At 58.2% G+C, this 22,603-nt stretch carries 19 protein-coding genes; 3 read left to right on the top strand and 16 right to left on the bottom strand.

All coding sequences use genetic code 11. The features are described from left to right. Positions 1-12: 12 nt before the first annotated feature. From Q4P78_RS07945 to Q4P78_RS07935, 3 genes are all read right to left on the bottom strand, one after another. Entirely contained in the window at positions 13-927 is a 915-nt protein-coding gene (locus Q4P78_RS07945) for an RluA family pseudouridine synthase (RefSeq protein ID WP_303339838.1), read from the bottom strand. 61 nt (positions 928-988) lie between these two features. Further along, positions 989-1,576: a signal peptidase II gene (lspA, locus tag Q4P78_RS07940; RefSeq protein WP_303339831.1), complete on the bottom strand. Its 588-nt coding sequence runs from the start codon at positions 1,574-1,576 to the stop codon at positions 989-991. Between the two features lie 358 nt (positions 1,577-1,934). After that, complete coding sequence (locus Q4P78_RS07935; protein ID WP_303339830.1) at positions 1,935-2,474, bottom strand: DivIVA domain-containing protein; 540 nt, start codon at positions 2,472-2,474, stop codon at positions 1,935-1,937. A 602-nt stretch (positions 2,475-3,076) separates the two neighbouring features. Between Q4P78_RS07935 and Q4P78_RS07930 the strand changes: the two genes are divergently transcribed. The 3 genes from Q4P78_RS07930 to Q4P78_RS07920 all read left to right on the top strand — a co-directional run bounded on the left by Q4P78_RS07930 (position 3,077) and on the right by Q4P78_RS07920 (position 5,572). Continuing rightward, a complete protein-coding gene (locus Q4P78_RS07930) occupies positions 3,077-3,640 on the top strand; it encodes a hypothetical protein (RefSeq protein ID WP_303339829.1) in 564 nt (187 codons plus the stop codon). 391 nt (positions 3,641-4,031) lie between these two features. Beyond that, positions 4,032-4,352: a hypothetical protein gene (locus Q4P78_RS07925; protein ID WP_303339828.1), complete on the top strand. Its 321-nt coding sequence runs from the start codon at positions 4,032-4,034 to the stop codon at positions 4,350-4,352. Then, positions 4,352-5,572, top strand: coding sequence for a hypothetical protein (locus tag Q4P78_RS07920; protein WP_303339827.1), 1,221 nt, complete (start codon positions 4,352-4,354; stop codon positions 5,570-5,572). The genes Q4P78_RS07925 and Q4P78_RS07920 overlap by 1 nt, the downstream gene beginning before the upstream one ends. Before the next feature lie 299 nt (positions 5,573-5,871). Here Q4P78_RS07920 and Q4P78_RS07915 read toward each other — a convergent pair whose 3' ends face one another. The 13 genes from Q4P78_RS07915 to Q4P78_RS07855 all read right to left on the bottom strand — a co-directional run bounded on the left by Q4P78_RS07915 (position 5,872) and on the right by Q4P78_RS07855 (position 22,490). After that, on the bottom strand, positions 5,872-6,186 hold the full coding sequence (locus Q4P78_RS07915; RefSeq protein WP_303339826.1) for a YggT family protein: 315 nt from the start codon (positions 6,184-6,186) through the stop codon (positions 5,872-5,874). Between the two features lie 155 nt (positions 6,187-6,341). Then, positions 6,342-6,986 (bottom strand): cell division protein SepF, encoded by a 645-nt coding sequence (locus Q4P78_RS07910; RefSeq protein WP_303339825.1) that lies wholly within the window; start codon positions 6,984-6,986, stop codon positions 6,342-6,344. A gap of 199 nt (positions 6,987-7,185) precedes the next feature. Next, positions 7,186-8,019: a YggS family pyridoxal phosphate-dependent enzyme gene (locus Q4P78_RS07905; protein WP_303339824.1), complete on the bottom strand. Its 834-nt coding sequence runs from the start codon at positions 8,017-8,019 to the stop codon at positions 7,186-7,188. A gap of 115 nt (positions 8,020-8,134) precedes the next feature. Then, positions 8,135-8,941 carry a polyphenol oxidase family protein gene (locus Q4P78_RS07900; RefSeq protein ID WP_303339823.1) on the bottom strand — a complete coding sequence of 269 codons (807 nt, stop codon included), beginning with the start codon at positions 8,939-8,941 and terminating at the stop codon, positions 8,135-8,137. A gap of 206 nt (positions 8,942-9,147) precedes the next feature. Then, entirely contained in the window at positions 9,148-10,323 is a 1,176-nt protein-coding gene (ftsZ, locus tag Q4P78_RS07895; protein WP_303339822.1) for a cell division protein FtsZ, read from the bottom strand. A 200-nt stretch (positions 10,324-10,523) separates the two neighbouring features. Next, complete coding sequence (locus Q4P78_RS07890) at positions 10,524-11,564, bottom strand: cell division protein FtsQ/DivIB (RefSeq protein WP_303339821.1); 1,041 nt, start codon at positions 11,562-11,564, stop codon at positions 10,524-10,526. Further along, a complete protein-coding gene (gene murC / locus Q4P78_RS07885) occupies positions 11,564-13,099 on the bottom strand; it encodes a UDP-N-acetylmuramate--L-alanine ligase (protein WP_303339820.1) in 1,536 nt (511 codons plus the stop codon). Before murC ends, Q4P78_RS07890 begins: the two co-directional genes overlap by 1 nt. Before the next feature lie 9 nt (positions 13,100-13,108). Beyond that, positions 13,109-14,275, bottom strand: coding sequence for an undecaprenyldiphospho-muramoylpentapeptide beta-N-acetylglucosaminyltransferase (murG, locus tag Q4P78_RS07880; protein ID WP_303339819.1), 1,167 nt, complete (start codon positions 14,273-14,275; stop codon positions 13,109-13,111). 159 nt (positions 14,276-14,434) lie between these two features. Next, on the bottom strand, positions 14,435-16,354 hold the full coding sequence (locus Q4P78_RS07875; protein ID WP_303339818.1) for an FtsW/RodA/SpoVE family cell cycle protein: 1,920 nt from the start codon (positions 16,352-16,354) through the stop codon (positions 14,435-14,437). Between the two features lie 11 nt (positions 16,355-16,365). Then, a complete protein-coding gene (murD, locus tag Q4P78_RS07870) occupies positions 16,366-17,973 on the bottom strand; it encodes a UDP-N-acetylmuramoyl-L-alanine--D-glutamate ligase (protein ID WP_303339817.1) in 1,608 nt (535 codons plus the stop codon). Then, a complete protein-coding gene (gene mraY, locus Q4P78_RS07865) occupies positions 17,973-19,178 on the bottom strand; it encodes a phospho-N-acetylmuramoyl-pentapeptide-transferase (protein WP_303339816.1) in 1,206 nt (401 codons plus the stop codon). The genes murD and mraY overlap by 1 nt, the downstream gene beginning before the upstream one ends. Further along, positions 19,179-20,771 carry a UDP-N-acetylmuramoyl-tripeptide--D-alanyl-D-alanine ligase gene (gene murF / locus Q4P78_RS07860; RefSeq protein WP_303339815.1) on the bottom strand — a complete coding sequence of 531 codons (1,593 nt, stop codon included), beginning with the start codon at positions 20,769-20,771 and terminating at the stop codon, positions 19,179-19,181. Positions 20,772-20,783: 12 nt separating this feature from the next. Beyond that, positions 20,784-22,490: a Mur ligase family protein gene (locus tag Q4P78_RS07855; protein ID WP_303339814.1), complete on the bottom strand. Its 1,707-nt coding sequence runs from the start codon at positions 22,488-22,490 to the stop codon at positions 20,784-20,786. Positions 22,491-22,603 lie beyond the last annotated feature (113 nt).

Genomic DNA, 22,603 nt, shown 5'->3' with positions numbered 1-22,603 from the left:
TGCAGCGTGAATTTAGCGCGAGCCGAGCTTAATCGTACCCTCACGCAGGGATTCCAGCGCGTAGGAAAGATCCTGCGGATAGGGCGACTCAAAGGAAACAGTATCGCCCGTGACCGGGTGCTTGAAGCCCAGCTGGTGAGCGTGCAGCCACTGGCGGGTCAGACCTAACTCGGCACTAAAACGCGGGTCGGCACCGTAGGTCAAATCGCCGCAGCAGGGGTGACGCATTGCCGAGAAATGCACGCGAATCTGGTGGGTGCGGCCGGTCTCCAGGTGCACCTCCACCAGGGCAGCCGGGCCGAATGCCTCCAGCACCTCATAGTGGGTGATGGAATCGCGACCGCCCTCAATCACGGCGAACTTCCACTCGCTGCCGGGGTGACGCCCCAGGGGCGCATCAATGGTGCCGCGCAGAGGATCGGGAATGCCCTGTACCAGAGTGTGATACACCTTGGTTACGGTACGTTCCTTGAAGGCGCGCTTGAGTTCGGTGTAGGCGCGTTCACTACGAGCCACGACCATCAGGCCACTGGTGCCCACATCCAGGCGGTGCACAATGCCCTGACGCTCCGCCGCGCCCGAGGTGGAAAGGCTAATACCCTCACCGCGTAGCGCCGAGAGCACGGTCGGGCCGTGCCAGCCGGGAGAAGGATGAGCGGCAACACCGGCGGGCTTATCCACCACCACAATGTCATCGTCCAGGTAGACAATACGGAAGCCGTCCACCTTCTCAGCGGGGATATCCGCCAAATCGCGAGGAGCCGGGGCATCTACCTGAACCAGTTCACCAGCAGAGAGCTTATGGGACTTGGAAAGCTTCACGGGAGCGCCCTGACGGCTGACCGCCACATGGCCGTCACGAATCCACGCGGAGGTACGAGAACGCGGCTGATCTAGCGCGCCGGAAAGAGCCGCATCCAGTCGCATACCGGCAAGGTCCTCACTGACCTCAAAACTGACCTTAATATTTTCGCTCACTACTGCTCCTCTACTTCTCGTTCTTCTCGCTCATATCGTCATTCTTCGCAGCGTCCTTGACCGGCTGCTGCACGCGATAACCCAGCAGGTTCACCGCACGGAAATTCAGCAGCACAATCGCCACCATACACACGCAAATAAAAGAATCCGCCACATTAAAAATCGCGAAATTCGGCACGGAAATAAAATCAACCACATGCCCCTGCGCAAAAGACGGCTCGCGGAACAGGCGATCCCACAAATTACCCAGCACGCCACCGAGCAGGCCGCCCAAAGCCAGCAGCCAATACACCGCGCGCGTGCGACGCACAATGACCACCAGGTACACGGCAACCGTGGCCATAATCAGGGTGAAAATCCAGGTGACGTTCTCCCCCATGGAAAACGCCGCACCCGAATTACGAATCGAGTACCACCACAGCCAACCGTCAATGACAGTAATACGCTCGCCCAGCTGCATATGGGTCACCACCAGGTACTTAGTCCACTGATCCAGCCCGAAAGCGAGCGCCGCCATCACAGCCGCCAGGATAATGGAGGCGCGCGGCGATAGCACGGGGGTTACGGGTTCTGAATCTCGGGTGTCGGTGGTGCTCATGCTTTCCTTGGGCTCGCTCCGCCGGGACGGAGTATGACAGAGGTTCTTACAGCTACACAGTGCGAGTGCCTAGCTGCACCACGCCTTACTCTAGCTTACCTTAAGCGCCCGTGGTGATTGATTCTCTAGGCTCTCTTTAAGCCGGTGGCACAGGGTCCGTTGAGTGTGGGCTGCGGTGGATCCTACCGGGCTTGAATAGTGGGATAGGGCGGGTAATTGCGGGGTAGGTTCGGGATAGGTTCGATTCATGAGGGCATAGACTAATCCCGGTGAGAGGCAAGTAGCACTCACCCCTCACCGGGATTATCTAGCTATGTCTTTGCTAGTTCGCTCAGTAGCTCTCTAGAGGCTCAGGGTCTTACTGAGCGTCCTTTTCGATGGAGCGCAGAGAAGCCAGCTCATCCAGCTGAGCGTTCAGGTGGTCCTTGAGCTTAGCGCGGTAACGCTCCTCGAAGCCACGCAGAGACTCAATGGTGACCTCCAGCGAATCGCGCTCATCGGTCAGCTTAGCCAGCACGCTATCGCGCTTCTCGGTAGCCTCGGACACCAGGTCGGCTGCTTTCTTCTCGCCCTCAGCGATCAGGTTCGCCTTGGTGGTCTCTCCCTGGTGCACGTAATCGTCGTGCACCTTCTGAGCCATAGCCAGCAGGCCGGCAGCGTCATTAGCCGCGGGAGCTGCCTCGGAGGCAGCGGGAGCGGAGGAGGCGACGGGCGCCTCGGCTGCCTTCTGCTCGGCAGCCTCCAGCTTGCGTTTGAGGGCGTCGTTCTCTTCGTAGAGCTTGCGCAGGTCAATGACCAGCTCGTCCAGGAAGGCATCGACGTCGTCCATGTCGTAGCCATTGGAACCGGTTGCAGCTTTAAAGCTCTTGTTAATCAGATCTTCGGGGGTCAGAGCCATAGAACTCTCCTTATCATCTAGTGAATGTCATTTCGAATATACACCATCAAAGTTTCAAGCTACATCTCAAAAAACTCTCAATGAACGCATGAAACCCGCTAGATATACATCTTTTCTGTCTATAAGTGTACGACCTGAGCCTATGATTTTGCTGTATTCACCCTATTAGGTTCACCGAACGGCAGCGGATATAGCTCACATCTGTGTGCAATCGGTACGACCTTGCAATCATGTATTTTTCTACCCGCACAATTTCTACTCGAACAGCCCTTATCCAAACAGCCCCACTGCAGATTCGCCAGCACAGAATCACCCGTTACGGAAAGACTCCAGCACAGGATTACTCTTAAAACCCTTTCATATACCGGCAGCTACACTCCCCCATATCGCACTTTCCCCGGGCAGGCTGATTGTACTAAGCGACCGCTACCCAAGAACATAAGACTTCAACCTTAAAAGACCCGCAATATATCAAGCCCCAAATATGCCACCGACTCCAGGGGAACTCTCATACACTGTATACCTGTAGCACAGAGCCGAAGCCTCAAACCGGTACACTAGAGCTAGCCCACCACCCGGCGCCACAGCACGAAAGACAGAGCATGAACCACGGATCCATCGGCACCCGCCAACGAGTCAACAACCTCAAATTCTTCTATTATCTGAGCCTCCTGCCCCTGGGATTTGCGATCATTACCGCGCTCGTCGCATTCATCGCATCCCCCAGTGCGAGTGAGGCATTCGCCTCCCCCTACTTCTTCGGCACGCTCATCTGGCTCTTCTTCACCCTCGCCACCATTGGATTCGGGCTCTGGCGCCACTACGCAACCTATATGCTCGTCGAAGCAGAACAGGTCACCGTGCGACAGCTACGCGAAAGCACCACCATTCGATACGCCGATATCACCGAATGGGAAATCGCTGCTCACTCCGGGCAGCGAGCACAGGACCTCTCTGTAGTAACTCACGACGGTGCCGAATTGTATTTTGATACCGAAGCGTATGATTGCTCCTGGGTCATGGCTCAGCTGGCGTTCCGTGCACGTGCCGGACATTGGGCATCCGAGGCTGAGACCGGCTCTGAAGCTTTTCACTCTCTACTGATTGAACCGGATCGAACCTATACATTCCTGGTTCGTCTCCATTCGGCTCACTACACCGACTAATCTGTCTACGTGGTCTCACCTATTTATCCCAATCCGGCAAGGCTGCGGCCACCAATCCGGCAAGGCTCCGGCTGAGCGAGTGCGTACGGCGCCGCTGTGGAGATTGACCTTCGCGGATGCGATAGTTCTTAAGACCGGTCGCGTTCCAAGGAAAAGGCGCTCGCACACGAGTATGCGAGCGCTTGACTTCGCCGAGGCTTGCATGAAACTCAGAAACAAGTGCTCTCCGCTCTAGCCTCCAAACTCACAAACGCAACCATAAACACCAATGCTTTTATCGGAACGTCATACAGCACCAGAATTCATTCTCTGAATCTCAATCACTCATTTATGTATCTCATGCTGATAGACTCGTACCAAGATACCGACCCAACCACCTGGAGAATCTATCGTGTCAATTCCTTTTATTCCTCCGATCCCCATGGATGAGACTCTTATTCGTTCTAAGCAGCGTGAGGTTACTGCCGAGTATGTTGCTCTGCGTCGTGAGCGTGTTTATAGTAGTTTGATTCAGTCTGATACTTCTGGCCGTGCGCCGACCAAGGAGCCTCGTCGTCAGGATCTGATTCTTCACGGCCCGATTGTTCGTGAAAGCTGGGCTGAGTTTCTTTTCTGGACGTCGCTGCGCACTCTTCCCCGACGCAGAGGCGGTTCTTCTGCGAATTCTTCGGGCCCTTTCAGCGACCCTTCTGGAGATGGAGGTGCCTTCTAGTGACACGTCAGCTTAAATTTAACCGACGCTATATTTACCGTGTACACCCTATATCTTTAGCTACGCATTTAGCACTTATTATCCTCACGAGTATATCTCTCTTCAACTTTCCTGCATTCTGGTTTCTCTGGGCAATTATTCTGATTATTTTAACCTTTAAACTAATCAGCCGCTCCTTTACAACCATTACCTTCTTCCCCAATAGAATTGAGCTCGCCCGTAAAGCAGAATTCTATATTTACTTCCATGCGCTACGAGATTGGTCTTTTGACGGTAAATTCCTCACCCTCATCTATGGACTCTATCCGCTCAAGCTCGATAGTACACGCTACGATCTGCGCTGGATTTACGCCCACCTGCTCTATAAAAATCAAACCGGTGAATGGGCAACAAAAACTGATGGTGAACTGCTCAATTACATTCCCAATGACCCGAGCAGCTGGTGGCAGGGTCTTCAGGGCGAGGACAAAGAACGAACCGAGCGCCTCATAAAGCGTGCCAGCCTCTCCAACCTCGAAGCCGGATCGATTGTCCCGGAAGACATTATCGACTGGGAAATTATCTACAGCTTCACCCGCAACTCCCGCGGATTTGTGCGCAGCGTATCCTACGAAGGTATTCGCCTCTATTCCCCCAAAGGCTCGACCGTTATCGCCGCGTCCGACGCTAAAGAGCACGCTGCGTACACCGCCTACCTGCTCTGCGTCTCCGACAACCCTGCAGAACGAGATTCGGCGCGCATTGCCCAAACTGACCTCTATAAAACCCTTTATGACAACGCTCTTACCAGCAGCCTCGACTTCGCGTGGTGGGAGCATCTAAGCAAGAAGGATCAAAAAGCACGTCGCCGAGAGCTCTTCCCACTGGGCACTCAGGGCAGACTCCTTGCGAACATTCACGGGCACGGAACGATGAAAATACCCGTCGCGTTCAAACTCCGATACGATGATATTGCGCGCCCCGTTCTGGGGACTCCTATCACTAGGAAAGAACTGGCACGTGAAGAAAAAGAGTATCGTGGGATTCGATTCACTCCCCTAGTTATCGAGCTCGAAAAGAAACTCTACCCCTACCGTGAGACTGACGGAGGAGACATTGAATTTGATTTCGGTGATTCCTTCAATTTCGACTTCAGCGGCGGAGACACCTCCAGCGGAAGTGGCGGTGACTTCGGCGGAGGAGACGGAGGCGGTGGGGACGGTGGAGGCGGCGGAGACTAATCCGTTTCTGCTCTGAGTGTGCAGATTCGTAGCTATTGCTTTGCTTGTCCTGCCTGGATATTGAGTTTCTGTATCTGGGGTGCGGTACGAGGCAAGACATTAGTTACCTATGGTTGCGTTTCTGAGACTACTTGCGCTTGTCTTTTACCTGGTCGTCAGAGGCTCATCCCATGCGAGTGTTATAGCCGTAGCCTTGCCGGATAGCCAGCCACAACCTTGCCGGATTGCTGACCAGAGCCTAGCCGGATTGCTGACCAGAGCCTAGCCGGATAGCCAGCCACAACCTTGCCGGATTGGTATTAGAAGCCGCTACGCGTAAAGCTATAGGTCATATTCTGCAGGATAGAGAGCAGGAAACCGAGGACAACAATCAGGATCATAAATGCAATGTCCAACCCGTAGCCATTACCGATTCGCAGCGGCGGGAAGAGCTTATTGAGTGCATTGAGGGGCTTGTCGGTGACGGTGTAGATTGCGGTCATGACGACGAGCATAATGCCTTTGGGCCGCCAGCCTTTGGCGAATGCGCGTACCCAGTCGAAGACCATGCGCAGGATGAGCGCGGTGTAGAGCAGGTAGACGGCGAAGGTGAGTGCTGCCAGGATATAGCTCATGGTGTTCCTTTGTGTGGGTTGTGCAGGTTACATATATTGCACGGGGGTGTAGGGTGTCCGTATAGAGTGAATGCTATCCGCCGGGTACAGAGCACGCTGTACGGCAGATAGCATTCCTACGCTGTGTCCTGGGGCATCAAGCCCCTGCAGTAAGTTTAGCCCTGGTCAAAGGGGAAGGGGCCTTCGGTTTCAAAAGCGGGCGCGTCGTTGGCTACGCCGAGCACTTCGAGGTTTGCCGGGGTCAGCAGGAACACCTTGGAGGTCACGCGTTCGATGCGGCCTTCGAGGGCGAATGCCAGGCCGGATGCGAAGTCTACCAGGCGCTTTGCGTCTGCGTCGGGCATTTCTTCGACGTTCATAATGACGGGGATGTTCTGGCGGAATGCTTCACCGATGATCTTCGCGTCGTTGTACGAGCGGGGGTGAATGGTGGTAATGCGACGCAATTCGTCCTCTTCCTCATATCCGTAGGCGGTGTTGTCCGGCCCGTGGGTGGTGTAGCTTGCCGGGGTTTCGGCGGGCGCGGGGGTGTCTACAATGTCGTACCCGTAGCTGATCTGCTCGTAGGTTTCTTCCTGCGGGTAGGGCTCGTCGGTGTACTCTTCATTGCTGTAGGCGGGCTCTTCGTAGCCTGCCTGCGCGTAGACGATTTCTGCTTCCGTGTGAATGGGTTCTTCGGCGGGTGCGGGCTGTTCATGGTGCTGGGCTTGGGATGCTTCGTCGTGGGTGTTTCGGTCGTAGTTGACCACGCCGAAGAATCGGCCGATGCTTGATAGCCGGTTTTCCTGCTGAGGTGCCATTCACGCTCCCTGAGTTTTGTGCCGTGGGGTCTATGCCGCTGTGGCGACATAGGTACTCCTATTCTATCAAGGTTTGGAGAGTTTCAAGTGAGCATTGAGGGATAGTCCACATTTTTGCTCTGCGCTATGTACCCATTATGGCTTCGGTCTGTTCTCCCTCTCCTGCGAAGATATGCCAGAGTCTACGCGGGGCTGGAATTTATGTGTAGGAGCGCGCACCCATCATGGCGCTACCTACGCGCACACTGGTGGAGCCCCAGCGGATAGCTGCTTCCATATCTCCACTCATGCCGGCTGAGATTTCCAGTGCGCCCGGGTGTTCTGCGCGCAGCACCTGAGCTAGTGCCCAGAGGCGTTCAAAGGCGGCGTTGGGGTCTTCACCCAGGGGCGCGACCGCCATAATTCCGGCGCAGCGCAGCACGGGCGAGGATTCGATACGCTCTGCCAGGGCGAGTAGTTCGTCGGAGGAGGTGCCTCCTCGGGCTCCTTCTGCAGCGTGGCCGGCGGTTGCTTGCTCTGCTAGGGAGACCTGGATCAGGCAGTCCAGGCGGTTGCCGGTGGCGTGGGCGGCGGGTGCGGGTGCTTCGCCGGCTTCGTAGCGAGAAAGCTGGTTGGTGTATGCCTTGGCGAGGGCGTCGGCGAGGGAGGCGCGGTCTACCGATTGCACGGCGTGGGCGTAGCGCACCACGGATTTGGCTTTGTTGGTTTGTAGCTGGCCGATGAACTCCCAGCGCGCCGGTGCATTCGGGTCTTCCATGGCTGCCAGGGCTGCGGCTTTGGGTCCGGCTTCCTGGTCGCGGTTTTCGCCGTAGAGACGCACTCCCGCATCGTACAGAGCTGCTGCATCGGAGGCGGGGAAGAATTTGGTCACGGTGAGCAGCTGCACGGCGGGGCTGTCGGCGGTGCGTACCGCGCTGTGGTCGCTCTCGGCGGCGCGAATCTGTTCCTGCACGCGCGCATAGTTGGCTAGCAGCTCCGCCTGGCGCTCAGGCGTGTAGTGTAGCGGTTCGGTGCGGTCACAATAGAGGCTCATAGTTTTAGTGTAGTCCTTTGAGAATAAGATGCAGCAATAGAGGGCAGTGTTCGAATACTCTATTCAGGAATTCTCGTGTTAGGAGGTGGTTCTGCTCAGGGCTGGGATTGAGTGGCTAGATCCACACCAGGCCGGCGATTCGCCCGGGTTCACGTCCCTGCGCGCCAAAGGCACGGTGAGAGTAGAGATTCTCGTGCTCTAGGGTGCAAAGATTGTGCTCGCTATGCACCTTCACATCGGCGTGTTCAAGCAGGGCGCGGGCGCCGGCGGGCAGATCCAGACCGCTCGTTCCCTGTGAGGTTACACTATAGACTTCCGGGATGAGTGCAACGGATTCTTCACGCATAAGCTCGGGCACCTCATAGCAGGAGCCGCAAATACTCGGGCCGATCCAGGCGTGGATTTCTTCGCCTCCGGCTTCTTGCAGGGCGCGCACGGTCTTTTGGAGCACACCGTCGAGCAGGCCGCGGCGGCCGGCGTGGGCGGTGGCAATGAGGGGGCGCACTCCCCCGGCGCTACGCTGGCTGGCGGCAAAGAGCACGGGGATACAATCGGCGACCATAATCGCCAGGGCGCCTTCGGAAGAAATGGAGGCGTCGGCAATGGGCGCTGCCTCGCGCACTTGGGCGGGTTCGGCGAGGGTTCCGTCAAAACGCAGAGCGCTATAGGAGGCGGGGGCGTGCTCTTCGGCGCGGGCGATGGCGGTGCCGTGCACCTGTTCCAGGTAGAAGGCGGGCGCACCCATGAGGGTTTGCAGGCGGGCGCGGTTTTGAAGGGTTTGGGTTGCGGGTAGGGGTTCACCTGCGCGGTCGGTGACGTGCAGGCCGAGGTTGCCGTGGCTGCGGTCGGTAAAGGCGATATTGACGGTGTGTTCGCCAATGCGGTGGGTGGTGTAGTGGCTAAAGGCTTGTGCGTAGCTCATAGGTTCTTTCGGGTGGTTGGGTCAGGCGTGGGGTGCTACTGGTTTGGCAGCTGCCGGGCTAGCATATGCACATCTAGTACATCATCTAGCGCCCTGGTCAGCGCTCATTTATAGCCGGGTACAGCAAATGCGGGGCGCATAGTGCACCCCGCATTCACTGTGCCCATATGGGCTAAAAATTCACGCTAGAGTCGCGACTGTGAAGATTACTTCAGGAAGTCGGGTACGTCCAGGGTGTCGCGACGAACCGGTGCTTCTTCAACAACCGGGGGCAGGTCTACGTCAAAACCTGCTGCGGTGGGCACCTCGGTGGGTGCGTTGAAGCCGTAACCGGAGTTAGCTGCCGGAGCTGCTGCTGCACCGCCGAATGCGTTCTGGGTGCGCTGAGCCTGAACGGCTGCTGCTGCCGAAGCGTTGGAGTTGGTCTCGGGGTTCACTGCGTCGAAACCTGCTGCAATCACGGTCACGCGTGCCTCATCACCCAGGGCGTCGTCAATAACGGCACCGAAGATGATGTTTGCGTCCGGGTGTGCAACTTCCTGCACCAGGCGTGCAGCTTCGTTGATTTCGAACAGACCCAGGTCGGAACCGCCCTGGATGGACAGCAGCACGCCGTGTGCGCCGTCGATGGATGCTTCCAGCAGCGGGGAGGCGATTGCCAGCTCGGCTGCCTTGACTGCACGATCCTCACCGGATGCGGAGCCAATACCCATCAGCGCCGAACCTGCGCCCTGCATCACGGACTTAACGTCCGCGAAGTCCAGGTTGATCAGGCCGGGGGTGGTGATCAGGTCGGTAATGCCCTGCACACCGGAGAGCAGCACCTGGTCAGCGGACTTGAAGGCGTCCAGCATGGAGACGTTGCGGTCGGAGATGGAGAGCAGTCGGTCGTTGGGGATAACGATCAGGGTGTCGACCTCGTCGCGCAGTGCTGCGATACCGGTCTCTGCCTGGTTGGAGCGGCGACGACCTTCGAAGGTGAAGGGGCGGGTAACCACACCAATGGTCAGGGCACCCAGGGAGCGTGCGATGCGTGCAACGACGGGTGCGCCACCGGTACCGGTGCCGCCGCCTTCGCCTGCGGTCACGAAGACCATATCTGCACCCTTGAGGACTTCCTCAATTTCCTGTGCGTGGTCTTCTGCTGCCTGACGGCCAACCTCGGGGTTAGCGCCTGCACCCAGGCCACGGGTCAGTTCGCGTCCAACGTCCAGCTTGACGTCTGCATCGGACATGAGCAGAGCCTGAGCGTCGGTGTTAATAGCAATGAACTCAACGCCACGCAGACCAACCTCAATCATTCGGTTGACTGCGTTCACGCCGCCGCCGCCGATGCCGACGACCTTGATCACTGCCAAGTAGTTCTGGGGAGTTGCGTCCAAAATTTATCCCTCGATTAGTTGTATCGTGCGAACGAAGCCTAAAGCTCAGACTGAACCTTAGGAGTTCCATAGTTAATATACTCTACCCCATAGGATAGCAATAACGGGGCAAAAATTCCTAGTTCATCACGCGGTGCACCCAAAGATTTTTGTGAAATTTTTGAGTGTTTTTCACCGCGAAACTAACCCTAAGCCTTAGCTTAAGGCATGCGAATTACAGGGAAATTCGGTGCCGAAATATCGTAAACAACCCCGGATTCTCGCACAATAGCACCCGAAGCGCCCTGATCCTTCGAGGAGGCAGTGGCACTCAGAAGCGAAGATAAAACCTTAGCCTTAACTTCATTATCCGTCGCCGTACCCCACAGAACATTCACGTTATCCTTGAGGGTAAAACTAATGCTCGAAGAGTTCTGAGCCTGAGCGCTTTTCATCTGCTCCAGCAGGCTCACCGGAATAGCCGATAGCGCCGTAGCAATAGTCTTAAACTTCTCCGACTCGGCGGGCTTGACCCCGTCCGTATCGATCAGCGGCACGCGCGCATCCTCAGCCTTTGCCACGGTGCGCAGCATAGCGCCGTGAGAATCCACAATGGAGTACTGCTCCCCCACCTTGACGACGGCAACCGGCACACGCTCTTGAATGGTCACCACCAGCTCATGGGGCGGGCGGATCTGCACGTGCACACCCTGCAGGGCATTATCCTCACCCATAATATCCAGAATGCGCTGCTCATTAATACGCGCCAGGGGCACGCCCTTGAGCTGCTGCAGCTGGGAAGCCACCTGGGTATTATCCAGTAGAGAACCGCCCTTAACCGTAATAGTCTGCACCGCAATCAGAGGCGAGAAAAAGACCACGCCCACAAAAAGTGCAGCCGCCACCACCAGAGCCAGGGTGCCATAGAGCCAACGACGCCACACGGGGGTCAGGCTACGGGTGCGCTTGGCGCCTCGAGAAGACCCTAAGGCGCTTTCTTCCGCGCGCAGCCCCTCCAGAGCGGGGTCTTCCAGCACGGCACGGCGGCGGTTCTCCTGCTCGGCAATCTGCTGTTCGCGCTCAATTTCCGCCTCGCGCACGCGCTCACGCTCGGCACGCCAGCGGGCAAAACGACCCTTAGCTTCTGAAGGCTCAGCGGCTTCTGAAGGCTCGGCCATTTCAGGCGATTCTACAGCGGAATTCTCCTGCTCTAGATTCTCAGCCTCGATCCTATCCGGGCGGTTATTCCTGTGGGCAGCCACTAGAGCTGACCTTCCGCAGAGCTTTCGGCAGAACCCTGTGCAGATTCAGCGCTATTGCCGTGGCGCTCACGCAGAGCCTGCAGCATATCCGCACCCAGGGCAGTCACGCTACCGGCACCCACAGTCATCACAATATCGCCGGGCACCGCACACATCGCAATATCCTCAATAGCTGCGCTCACCTCGGGGGCATAGCGCACCTCGGAAAAGCCGGCGCCGGTAATCAGCTCACTGGTCACGCCCGGAATAGGCTCCTCGCGCGCAGGGTAAATATCCATCACCCAACTGCGATCAGCCAAAGCCAGGGACTGCGCAAACTCCTGAGCGAATTCGCGAGTACGGGAGAAGAGATGCGGCTGGAAAATCACGTACACGCTATGGCCATCAGCCACGGTACGAGCGGTCTCCAGGGCACGGAACACCTCAGTCGGGTGGTGCGCATAATCATCAAAAACGGAAATGCCACTCTCAATACCGCGCAGAGTGAAGCGACGATCTGCGCCCACAAAAGTACCCAGACCCTCGGCGATAGCTTCCGGCTGCGCGCCCGCCAGCAGAGCGGAGATGAAACCGGCAGCAGCATTGAGCTGATTGTGAATACCGGGCACCTGCAGCTGCAGCAGCTGAGTGCCCTCATAGCGGGTGCCATTGACCTCAAAATCCCAGGTGAGGGTTGCACTAGAACGCGCGCCGGAGCTGGTCAGATCGCTAATGCGCAGATCCGCCCCTTCTTCCAGGCCGTAGGTCACCACGGGCACACCGGCAGCACGGGAACGCTCCGCCAGGCTGCGAGCGCCTTCATCATCGCGGCAGGTGACCAGCACACCACCGGGAGCCAGGGACGCAATAAAACGGTTAAAAGCCTCGTACACGCGCTCAGCGGTACCGTAGAAATCCAGGTGATCCGGTTCCATATTGGTCACCACGGCAATGGCCGGGCGGTAGCGCACAAAGGAACCGTCGGATTCATCGGCTTCGGCAACAAACCAGGAATCCGGGCCCTGAGCGCCCAGGTGAGCGTTGGTGCCGTGGCCTGCAATCACGGTGCCCACCGCGAAGGAAGGCTCAAGCTGCAGATGGTCAAAGAGCACGGAAATCATGGAGGAGGTGGTGCTCTTACCGTGGGTGCCCGCCACGGCAATGGCGCGGGAGGAGCCCATAACCGCTGCCAGCGCCTGGGAGCGGTGCAGCACGGGCAGGTTGGCTGCGCGCGCTGCGGCAAGTTCGGGGTTATCCTCGCGAATCGCGGTGGAGATGACCACGGTGTCCACATTGGCAATGTTTTCTGCCGCCTGGGGCACGAAGACGGTAGCACCGGCTTCGCGCAGTGCCTGCACGGTAGCAGAGTCGGCGCGGTCAGAGCCCGAGACGCTCATGCCTGCCTGGAGCATCAGGGAGGCGATGGCGCTCATGCCGGCGCCACCGATACCAATAAAGTGCACGCGTCCCAGAGATTCAAGCGGGGTGCGCTCTTCAAAGGGAGGGTTCAGCGGAGCGGGCAGCTCAATATTCAGGTTCATCAATTCAGCGCTCATTCTCGCTCCTTAAGAGTTCTTTCGGTCGGTTGTAGTCTGAGAGTCTCGGGCAGCCTCTTGAGCATCCCGAGCAGCCCTGTGCTCACGCGCCAGCTCCAGAATCTTAGCCGCCATCACCTGGGCTGCATCGCGAATACCCAGCTCATAGGCGCGGGCGGCCATAGCCTCCAGACGCTGCGGGTCATTCATCAGGGCCGGAATGGTCTGCGCGAACCACTCGCCGGTTACCTGGGAGTCTTCAACTAGCAGGGCAGCCTCCGCTTCGACCAGGGTTGCGGCATTGAGGCCCTGCTCACCATTACCGTGGGGCAGCGGCACGAAGACGGCGGGCAGACCCACCGCAGCGATTTCACTCACGGTTGCAGCACCGGAGCGCACCATGAGCAGATCCGCGGCGGCGTAAACATCCTGCATGCCATTGCTAAATTCAATCTGAATATAGTTCGGGGCAACAACGGGCTTACCCGCATCGTCCAGGATTGCCTTGGTCTTGCCGGTAATATGCAGCACCTGGAAATTTGCCTGCGCGAAGGACTCAATATTTTCAGCGACAGCCTTATTCAGGCTGGCAGCGCCCAGGGAGCCACCGGTAACAATCAGAGTGGGCTTATCGGGGTCAAGGCCCAGGCGCAGACGAGCCTCACGGCGCTGCGCCGCACGATCGAGGTGGGCGATCTCTTCCTTCATAGGCATACCCACCAGCTGGGCGCCCTTAAAGGGAGTATTGGCAAATGCCACGCCGCTAAAAGCAGAGAAGCGACCGCCGAGCTTATTGGCCCAGCCCGGGCGCGCATTGGCCTCGTGAATCACAATGGGTACCTTTGCCTGAGCTGCCGCCAGGTACAGGGGCGAACACACATAACCGCCCACGCCCACGGCAACATCGGCTTCGCGCTCACGCAGCAGGGTCGCTACGCGCTTAATGCCGCCCACCAGCTTTGCCGGGAAGCTCAGCGTATCTTTGGAGAGCGAGCGCGGCATGGGGGCGCGCGGAATGAACTCAATCTCAAATCCAGCGGCGGGAACCAGTTCCGCCTCCATCTTATCGGCGGTACCCAGGGTTAGAATCCGCACATTCGGTTCCAGCTCGCGCAGCGCACGCGCAATGGCGAGCATCGGGTTAATATGACCGGCGGTGCCACCGCCAGCAAAGACCACAGAGGGTGCTTTCGTCATGATTCATCTCCCTATAGACATACTCACCCCAATTTTACGCCATAAATGACGCCGGGCTACTCCCTCATTGGCATGAACACTCAGATACAAGCCTAGTGGCGGGTACAGCTAACCCCGCAGACTCTCAGAATATTCAAAGTCTGCGGGGTTAGAGAGGATTTAGCGATCCTTGGGGCGCTGCTTCTGCTGAGCTCGAATCTCCTGCACCGGGCGCAAACCCGCCGGCAGCGAGGAGGAACGAGTGCGAGCGCGAGAAGCGGCACTACGCGAGGAAGCGGAGGCACCCGAGGGACGAGGCGTTGCCTTACGCTGCGCTCCCGCCTTGGGCTGGGTTACCTTGGGTTGCGTTGCCTTAGCCTGTGCTGCTTTAGCCTGCCCGGCGTGTACCGGTGCCTGGCGTGCGGGCTGAGCCTTAGCAGCACTTGCCTTTACACCGCCAGACTTAGCGCTAGCGCTCTTAGGAGTCGCTGCCTTCGAGCCAGCAGTTTTAGAAACACCAGCCTGAGACTTCTTCACCGCAGCCAATCGTGAGGTACGAGGACCGGTAGCAACCGAACTACTCTTAGGCGAAGACTTCTTCACCGCGGTAGTGCTCGAAGCCGCCGGAGACTGAACCCGGGCGTGAGAAACGCTATGGCGCGAAGCATGACGAGAAAGCACCTCGGACCCCGCACTGGGAGCCGGCTTCTGAGCTTTCTCACCCCAGCCGAACCATGCCAGCACACGATCCATCACAGCGGGGAAATTACCCTCATTCGCCGCGATCTTCGCATTCTCCTCGGTGAGCATCTGCTCATAGGCGGAGCGACGATCCAGCAGTTTATTATTACGCGCCATTTGACGTTCGCTGCTATCGGCGGGCATATTCCACGCCACGCGCCACACCGACGTATTGCGAGCAAAAGCAAGCAGTACACCGGCAGCCAAAAGCGATGAAATCAGCGAAGAACCACCATAAGAAATAAAAGGCAGGGGCACACCAATCACCGGCAGCACACCGGCAACCATGAACATATTAATCAATGCCTGAGAGCCCAACCAGATAGTAATACCACCGGTGGTCATACGCACAAAAGTATCGGAGGTGCGCACCATAATCTGCACAGCCAACACAAAAAGGAAAGCGTACATAACCAGCACCGCCAGGGTGCCCACCAGGCCCAGCTCTTCACCAATCACAGCGAAAATATAGTCGGTGTGAGCCTCGGGTAGGTAGCTGTACTTCTGGCGGGATTGGCCGAGCATAACACCCCAAATACCGCCGGTCGCAAGAGCCGTAACACCCGCATTACTCTGATCACACATGGAGCCTTCGCACTGGCCGAAAAGAGCCAGAATACGCTGAATACGGTTACTACTGCTAAAGTTACCGGCAATGGCTGCCAAAACAGCCACCAGCACAGTCCAGCGCAGCACCGACTTCGAGATACCCGAAAGCCAGAGCATACCCACAAAGATAATGCCGTAAATGGTCAGCGTACCCATATCGTGACCGGCAAAAATCAGGGCGCCCAGCAGAATGAGCCCGGATCCTGTAACACACAGAACCTTCCAGCTATAGCGCTCAATATACTCGCCGCGGCGAGAAATAATAAAGGCAATCCACAGGATAAAGAAGAGCTTGGAAAACTCAGCCGGCTGAATCGCAAAAGAGGACCCCAGAGAGAGCCAGTTCTTATTACCGTTGACCTCTTTACCGGCAATAACCACCAGCAGCTGCAAGGCAATAGCTATGATAAAACCGGCGTGAATGACCACGGGGTTAGAGCGCCACCATTTCACAGGAGTGAAGGCAATGCCGAGCATCAGCCCAATGCCAATCACGGCAAAAGCACCCTGAGAAATCACCTGGCCAAAAGCATTACGGCCGCTAGAAATCAACGCCACCGAAGACGCCGAAAGCACCATAATAATGCCGAAGAAAACCAGAGCCAGAACCACCAGCAGAATACGCGTAAAGCTACCGTGCAGCTCACTATGCCACACGCGCTGGAAAGCATTGTTATAGTGCCTGCGTGCAAAGCTGCGGACACGGCTGACAAAGCTCGGGGCGTGAGAGGAATCCAGAGAAGAACTCATCGGCATCCCACCTAGGCGCCCAGCAGACGACGAACCTCACGGGCAAAAGCATCACCGCGTTCGGTATAGGCGCGGAACTGATCCTGAGAAGCAGACGCCGGAGCCAGCAGTACAGTATCTCCCGCCTGCGCCACGCGGGCAGCCTGCTGCACAGCGGCAACCATGACCGCCTGACCATCGCGAGAATCCTCAACGGTACCGGTCATCATATGCACCGGCACATGGGGCGCGAACTTAGACAGGGAGGCGCGCAGACCCGAAGTATCGGTACCGATAACCACCACCTGCTTCAGGCGAGGCGCATGAGTGGAAACCAGCTCATCATAGCTCACGCCCTTAGACTGGCCGCCTGCAATCCACACCACCGAAGGGTAGGCGCTCAGGGAGGCGTTCGCCGCGTGGGGGTTGGTTGCCTTGGAGTCATTGACCCACAGAATCTCATCCTGATGAGCCACAATCTCATTGCGGTGAGGAGCCACCTTGAAAGCAATCAAACCGGCGCGCACAGCCTCCGGGTCAATACCGGCGGCACGGGTCAGGGCGGCAGCAGCCAAGGCATTCTCTGCGGTGTGCTTAGCCGGCCACTTACCCGGAATGGGAGACAAATCGGTAGCTTCCGCCAGGAAAATCGCCTCGTTATAGCGGTTCTTCAAAAAGGCGCGGTCCACCATGAGTTCCTCAGCGAAACCGAGCATGGAAATCTGCGGCATCTGAGAGGTGGTAATAGCAATAGCGCGAGCGCCCTCCTGCACATCTGCCTCTTCAACCATGTGCAGGACATCCTCATGAGCCAGGTTGAAAATGCACGCCACCTCAGTATTGCGGTAAATGCGCGCCTTATCGGCGCAGTAAGCCTCAAAACTACCGTGCCAGTTCAGGTGATCGGGAGCCACATTGAGCACCACAGATGCCAGGGGCGCCAGGGAGTAGGTCCAGTGCAGCTGGTAGCTGGAGAGCTCCACAGCGAAGAAATCATAGTCAATCTCGGGGTTGGCAACCTCGTACACTGCCGCGTTACCCACATTGCCCACCTGCACGGACTTCTTGCCCGCTGCCTTAAGAATGGAATCAACCATGCCCACGGTGGTGGTCTTACCGTTGGTGCCGGTCAGGCACAGCCAGGCGGGTGCCGGGCGGGATGCGCGCTCATTCAGGCGCCACGCCAGCTCAATATCGCCCCAGACCTGAATCTGGCGTTCATAGCAATCCAGCAGCCAGCTCTTAAAGGGCGCAATGCCGGGAGAAACCACGACAACATCGGGTTCTGCACCATCCACCAGGGGTACGGAGACGGCAGCCTGCCCGCTCAGACCGCTCACGCTACCGGGGTTGGTCTCGTTGAGCATGGCAATGTCTTCGAGCTTCTCTTCGCTCAGGGAACCGTCAAGCACCGTAATATGCGCGCCCAGCTGGGAGAGCACATCGGCGCAGGCACGGCCAGACTCGCCGTAGCCGAGCACAACCACGCGCAGACCAGCCCAACCGGGAGCATCCCAGCTGGTTAGTGCCTGCAGCTTCTCGTTCTCATAGACGGGGTTGACCGCAATCGCCTGCTCCAGGCGGGCGGCACGCTCGTGCTGATCGGCAGGAATCTGAGCGAGAATAACATCAGAAAGCATTAGTGAATCACTCCGGAAGTCTGAGAGAACCAATTACCCAGGAAGAGAGCAACAGCCACCAGCACGCACAGGGCATTAATAACCCACAAGCGGAACACGGAGTTCACCTCGCCGCTGGAGACGCTACCGGGCGCCAGACCGCGCTTATCAATGGAGTAGCGGCCGTTCGCGCCGGTCTTTTCCATATGGTGGTGGAAGGGGGTCATGCGGAAGAAACGGTAAGCGTGGCGCACCTCGTCGCCGCGCGCCACCGATGCTTTGCGGCTCTGCTTAAAGACCAGCTTCTGCACAATCACAGAGAAGACCTCAAGCACAGGAATCAGTGCAATGACCAACAGCAGCAGCTCGGTGCGGGTAAAGATCGCGAATGCAACCATGGCGCCGCCCAGTGCCAGAGAGCCGGAGTCACCCATAAAGACCTGTGCCTTGGAGACGTTCCAGAAGAGGAAGCCACCCAGGGAACCTACCAGGGCTGCGGCAATGAGCACCAGGGAGCCCGGGTCGCGCACCTCATAGCAGGCGGTTGCCGCGCCGGATGCGCAGGAGTGCACGAACTGCCAGAGGGAAATACCCAGGTAGCCGGTGAAAATAGTCATGGTCACGCCGCCGGCAAGACCGTCCAGACCGTCAGTAAAGTTCACCGCATTGGTACCGGAGAGGGAAATCAGGCTCAACCAGGCAATCATCAAAATAGTGCCAATGACCGGGCCAAAGGCCATGAGGTCAATGGGCAGATCGCGAACAAAGGAAATCGCGGTGGATGCCGGGGTCACGCCCGCAGCATTGGGGAATTGGAAGGCAAGGAACGCGAAAGGCAGGGTGACCGCCAGCAGACCCACGGTCTTCTGCATTTCGGTCAGGCCCTCATTGCCCTTCTTGCGGAACTTCATAATGTCATCCGCTGCGCCCACGCCCAACATACCCAGGGTAAAGCCGAGCACCAGCAGAGCGGTTGCGCTGGGCACAATGGAGGTGCCGTAGAGGACCGAGCTAATGAGCAGGGTCAGCAGGTAGGCGATCACTGCCGCCGGGATAAAGACCAGGCCGCCCATGGTGGGGGTGCCCGCCTTATGTTGGTGCGCTGCGGGGCCTTCCTCGCGGATCAGCTGACCCATTTTCAGCGCCTTCATCTGGCGGATGAACACCGGCAGCGCGGCAAAAGAGAGCACAAAGCCCAACATGCCGGCAATTAGCACAGTAACCACTTAGCGTGCACCTTCCTCATTGTGCTGTTCAAAAATTTTCGTCATATCCGTCAGTTCCACAAAGTCACCAGCGCTCAACCAGGTCGGAGCCTGATCCTCTGCACGACCATAGGCTTCAGGCGCGAAGGCAATCTCATCACCCAGCGGGCCCAGACGTGCACCATTGGAGGACTTGAAGAGCACAATATCACCCGGTGCCAGTTCGGCGCGCAGAATCTGGGCGGCTTCCTCGGTAGTTTCAACCCAGGTTGCCTCATTACCCCAGGAGCCTTCCAAATGGGCGGCATTGTAGATGGGCTTCGCGATATCACCCACGGCAATCAGCTTGGAAATATTCATGCGCACCACAAAACGGCCAATGCGGTCGTGCTCTTCCACGCTCGCATCTCCCAGTTCCAACATGGCACCCAGAACGGCCCAGGTGCGGCGCGCGGGTACACCTCGACCCAGCTGCGCCAGAGTCTGCAGGGCAGCCACCATAGATTCGGGGTTGGCGTTATAGGCATCATTAATGACGCTCACGCCGTCTTCACGGTCGGTGCGCGCCATACGCCACTTAGACACCGCACCCACGCTATTCATCGACTCGGCAATGGAGGCAGCGGACACGCCTGCCAACAGCGCCAGGGAGGCAGCAGCCAGCAGATTATAGACGTGGTGCTCACCAATCAGGCGAGCGGAAATCTCATATTCTTCCTGCACACCGGCGGGGTTCAGGGATGCAGGCACACGCAGGGTAAATTCGGGGCAGCCCTGCTCATTGGCGCGCAGATTCAGCGCAGCCAGGGTGCGCTCACGGTCGGCTTCTTCCGGTTCGGAGGCACTAAAGTACTGCACCGGCACGCTCGCGCGCGAAGACATACGCAGCACGCGCTCATCATCGGCGTTGAGCACAATGGCAGAGGATACGCCCTCAACCAGCTCGCCCTTGGTGCGCTCAATATTATCCACACCGCCAAACTCACCGGCATGAGCGGTACCCACCTTGAGCACGGCACCAAAATCGGGGCCGGTCATATCGGCAAGGTAGCGGATATTACCCACACGATCGGCACCCATCTCAATCACCAGGAAACGGGTGTTTTCATCGGCACGGAAGACGGTCAGCGGCACGCCAACCTCGCTATTATAGGAGCCCACGGGAGCCACAGTTTCACCCGAGCCACGCAGCATAGCCGCCAGGGCGTCCTTAGTGGTGGTCTTACCGGCAGAACCGGTAATGCCGAAGACACGCAGGGGTTCCTCACCGCGCTCAGCACGCACCGCACGAATCTTAGCGATCACGGCGGTTGCCAGCTTGCCCATGGCGAGCACAACATCGTCTACGAGCACGCTCGGGTATAGCTCACCGGACTCAGCGCGAACCTCGCGCTCCACCAGAGCTAGGGATGCACCGGATTCAAAAGCAACGGGTACGAACTTATGGCCGTCGGTGACTTCACCGGGCTTAGCCACAAAGAGAGTGCCGGGTACAACCTCGCGAGAATCGGTGGTCGCAAAAGTAACACCCAGGGTGTCCAGCTGCGAGTTATCCACCCCCAGGGGTGCACCGCCGGTTGCCGCAGCGATTTCGGCAACGCTCATAAAAATCATGCTTTTCTCCCCCTAGTTCTTCTTCTCGGCAGCTTCAACCATGGCGGCGTAATCGGGCAGTACGCTATATCCGCTGGTCAGCAGGGCACGGGCAGTTTCCAGGCGGTCATCCAGGGCAATATTGGTACCGTCGACCTCCTGCACGGTCTCGTGACCGCGACCTGCAATCAAAATCGAGTCGGCAGCCCCCGCCAGACGCACAGCCTGCGCAATGGCGTCTTCACGCGGAGAAATATTGAGAATTTCAGCCGCGCGAGCACCCGCCGCCTGAGCAGCCTGGGCACCGGCAACAACCTGCTCACGAATCGGAGCCGGGTCTTCACCGTGCGGATCGTCATCGGTCACAACCACAATATCGGCGTGGCGAGCAGCAATCTCACCCATAATGGGGCGCTTGAGCTGATCCCTCTCACCGGTGGCGCCAAAGACAATAATCACGCGGCCGGCGCCGGGGCGATCCATGGCCTCCAACGCGCGGGTCAAACCGTCCGGGTTGTGGGCAAAGTCCACAATGGCGTGAGGCGCAGTGGAAATGAGCTGCATACGACCCGGAACCACGGGGGTCAGAGCCGAGCCATCAGCCAAGGCGGCACGCAGTGCCGGGCGCTGTGCCTCATCGGCATGCAGGTAGGCAAGCAGAGCCGCCAGAGCCGCATTGGACACATTGAAATCTGCGGGCAGGAACGTCAAGCACTCCACGCGCTCGCCGCTGCCGGACACCAGAGCGAAACGATGCCCCAGGCCCTCGCGTTCAACATCCACAACAGCCCAGTGCAGTTCGCTAGCGTTTGCCGGCAGAACCGCGCCCGCGCCGCGGCCGGTGTACAGGCGGTACACGTTCTGCTCTCCCAGCTGGGATGCTGCGGTATCTGCCATGCGCTCGCCCCAGGAATCATCCACAGTAATAACCGCCTGCTGGCAGCGAGAGGGAGTAAAGAGCTGAGCCTTGGAGGCGAAATAATCCTCCATGGTGCCGTGCAGATCCAGGTGATCCTGGGTCAGGTTGGTAAAGCCCGCAAAGCGGTACTTCACGCCGTCCACACGGTGGTAATCAATTGCGTGGGAGGAGACCTCCATGGCGACGGCATCCAGGCCACGCTCACCCATGAGCGAGAGCAGGGAATGCACATGCACCGATTCGGGGGTGGTCATAGTCGAGGGTACGGAGGCGCCATCCACCAAAATCTGGATGGTACCCACCAGACCGGTGCGGTATCCCAGGGCGCGGCGCAGCACCGACTCGAGCATATAGGTGGTGGTGGTCTTACCGTTGGTGCCGGTCACCGCAAAAGGAGTCAGGGTGTCCTGGCCAGCAGAACCGTACATCAGGGCGGCCGCGGGGCCCACCAGAGGGCGGATATCCTCAGCCAGAAGGATGGAACACTCGGAAAGATCAATGCCGCGCTGCTGCATGAGCTCATACCCTGCGCGGTCGGTCAGAATGGCGGACGCCTGGGCATCCACGGCTGCTTGGGCAAAGGACGCACCGTGCACCTTAGCACCGGGCAAAGCCACATAGAGATCGCCCGCGCGCACGGCACGGGAATCCATGCTAATGCCGGTCATAGGGCGCGCAGAATCGCGCTCCAGGTGAATCTCGCTCAGAGCGCTCAAAGCACGCACAATAGATGCCGGGGAATGCTCACGCACAATTCCCGGACGCAAAGACTGCACATCCTCAAACGCACCGGGCGTTAGATGCTCGCTTTCCATGCTCATTCCACTTCCTTATTTCGCAGATCCACAGATCTGCGGACAATTCACACTAGCGACTGTTGCTCTCGCCTCACGGTGGGACTCCCCCACCTACAGGGCACCGACGGGCGCCGATT

This window comes from Rothia sp. (in: high G+C Gram-positive bacteria), from assembly GCF_030540545.1.
GTDB lineage: Bacteria > Actinomycetota > Actinomycetes > Actinomycetales > Micrococcaceae > Rothia.
The sequence above is the reverse complement of the archived record's forward strand: the minus strand, read 5'-3'. Positions and strand labels throughout refer to the sequence as shown.

What these genes read in the sequence shown, in the direction of transcription:
- Q4P78_RS07855 (WP_303339814.1), bottom strand. Translation starts at nt 22,490, where the DNA reads ATGAGCATGGAAAGCGAGCATCTAACGCCCGGTGCGTTTGAGGATGTG.
- Q4P78_RS07910 (WP_303339825.1), bottom strand. Translation starts at nt 6,986, where the DNA reads ATGGCACCTCAGCAGGAAAACCGGCTATCAAGCATCGGCCGATTCTTC.
- Q4P78_RS07915 (WP_303339826.1), bottom strand. Translation starts at nt 6,186, where the DNA reads ATGAGCTATATCCTGGCAGCACTCACCTTCGCCGTCTACCTGCTCTAC.
- Q4P78_RS07900 (WP_303339823.1), bottom strand. Translation starts at nt 8,941, where the DNA reads ATGAGCTACGCACAAGCCTTTAGCCACTACACCACCCACCGCATTGGC.
- murG (WP_303339819.1), bottom strand. Translation starts at nt 14,275, where the DNA reads ATGACGAAAGCACCCTCTGTGGTCTTTGCTGGCGGTGGCACCGCCGGT.
- Q4P78_RS07935 (WP_303339830.1), bottom strand. Translation starts at nt 2,474, where the DNA reads ATGGCTCTGACCCCCGAAGATCTGATTAACAAGAGCTTTAAAGCTGCA.
- murC (WP_303339820.1), bottom strand. Translation starts at nt 13,099, where the DNA reads ATGAGCGCTGAATTGATGAACCTGAATATTGAGCTGCCCGCTCCGCTG.
- murD (WP_303339817.1), bottom strand. Translation starts at nt 17,973, where the DNA reads ATGCTTTCTGATGTTATTCTCGCTCAGATTCCTGCCGATCAGCACGAG.
- Q4P78_RS07905 (WP_303339824.1), bottom strand. Translation starts at nt 8,019, where the DNA reads ATGAGCCTCTATTGTGACCGCACCGAACCGCTACACTACACGCCTGAG.
- Q4P78_RS07945 (WP_303339838.1), bottom strand. Translation starts at nt 927, where the DNA reads ATGCGACTGGATGCGGCTCTTTCCGGCGCGCTAGATCAGCCGCGTTCT.
- Q4P78_RS07875 (WP_303339818.1), bottom strand. Translation starts at nt 16,354, where the DNA reads ATGAGTTCTTCTCTGGATTCCTCTCACGCCCCGAGCTTTGTCAGCCGT.
- Q4P78_RS07930 (WP_303339829.1), top strand. Translation starts at nt 3,077, where the DNA reads ATGAACCACGGATCCATCGGCACCCGCCAACGAGTCAACAACCTCAAA.
- murF (WP_303339815.1), bottom strand. Translation starts at nt 20,771, where the DNA reads ATGATTTTTATGAGCGTTGCCGAAATCGCTGCGGCAACCGGCGGTGCA.
- lspA (WP_303339831.1), bottom strand. Translation starts at nt 1,576, where the DNA reads ATGAGCACCACCGACACCCGAGATTCAGAACCCGTAACCCCCGTGCTA.